Here is a 1,182-nt window from a genome sequence, read left to right on the forward strand (position 1 = left end):
CCCCGGGTGAAACCCATCGGGTTCACCACCCGCTCATCCACCACCGGAACATCGTCCACCGAAAGACGGGTGGCCTCGGCCGCCCGAGCCACCGCCCCCCGTCCGCCCAGGTGAAGCCAGGACGGATCGGTCGCCGACCGGTTCCGCGCACTGGTCGGCGTGGCCCAGCCGGGCCCGCGCCGGTTGCCCGCCAGTCCCCGGGCCACGGCCTCCAGCACCAGCGCCGCCTCGACCGGGTCGGCGAAGGAGAACTCCCACAGCCAGCCCTGGTCCGGCAGTCGTCGTGTCCGTGAGTACAGCAGACCGGACCACTGCCCCAGCCCCGGCGGGGAGGGCAGCGGCGGGGACTGGCGCGGCGCCGTGCCCTGGACCGCGATACCGAATCCGGTCGCGGCGGGCAGCCGCTCGGCGCGCGGGACGGCGGCGCGCAGGTCCGCGGCGGTCACGGCGACGAGTACGAGCAGGTCGACCGGGGGCTTCGTCCGTCCGCCCGTTCCGCCCCCGCCCCGTCCCGTCCCAGGTCGACGAGCCGGCCCCCGGTCTCCCCGGCCAGCGTCGCGGCGGTTCCGGCCGCGCCCGCGCCGGTGTGGGCGATCAGGACCGTCCGCGCCCCGTGCGCCCGTCGCGCACGGGTCAACAGCGCCTCGATCACCGGGTCGTCCCCGCGAAACGGATCCGCTCCTCCTCCGACTCGGCCAGATCCGTCCAGGTCCCGGCCAGGACGGTGGTCGGCAGGTCCTCCGGATCCGGTTCCAGGAGGGCGCTGGGCCGCCACCCCGGAAGCTGCTGTTCGCCGCACAGCCGCAGGAAGTAGCCCGCGCCGACACCCCAGGTGTGGCCGTCCGCCTTGCGCCGCAGTACGTAGTTGCAGCCGTGCCCCCGGTGGATACGGGCGCCCATCCGCTCGATCGCCGCCAGCAGGTGCGTGTCCTCGGCGGTCGACACCCGGGCGAATCCGCCCGCCTCCTCCAGCGTTCTGCGGTCCGTCATCAGGGTGCCTCCGGCCGCCCTGTGCCACAGGGCGTCGGTCTTCCCGGCCAGACGTACCGTGCGGTCGAGGGATTCCAGGTAGACGAAGGAGACGATGCTCCCGACGAGGTCGGCCCCGGAGTAGCGGCGCGCCTCCAGCAGGTCCGAGAGGTGCTCGGGCCCGTACCAGTCGTCGTCGTCCATCTTCGCCAC

Annotated in this window: 1 protein-coding gene and 2 pseudogenes; all 3 read right to left on the reverse strand. The window is 74.4% G+C overall.

Features of this window, described 5'->3' with window-relative positions:
* Positions 1 to 446 (reverse strand): annotated as a pseudogene (locus tag D452_RS29145) (glycosyltransferase); the annotation flags it as partial.
* Complete coding sequence (locus D452_RS0127075; RefSeq protein ID WP_017547265.1) at positions 443 to 652, reverse strand: hypothetical protein; 210 nt, start codon at positions 650 to 652, stop codon at positions 443 to 445. The pseudogene D452_RS29145 and the gene D452_RS0127075, both read right to left, overlap by 4 nt.
* Positions 649 to 1,182 (reverse strand): annotated as a pseudogene (locus D452_RS0127080) (glycosyltransferase); the annotation flags it as partial. The gene D452_RS0127075 and the pseudogene D452_RS0127080, both read right to left, overlap by 4 nt.

Source organism: Nocardiopsis prasina DSM 43845 (assembly GCF_000341265.1).
Taxonomy (GTDB): domain Bacteria; phylum Actinomycetota; class Actinomycetes; order Streptosporangiales; family Streptosporangiaceae; genus Nocardiopsis; species Nocardiopsis prasina.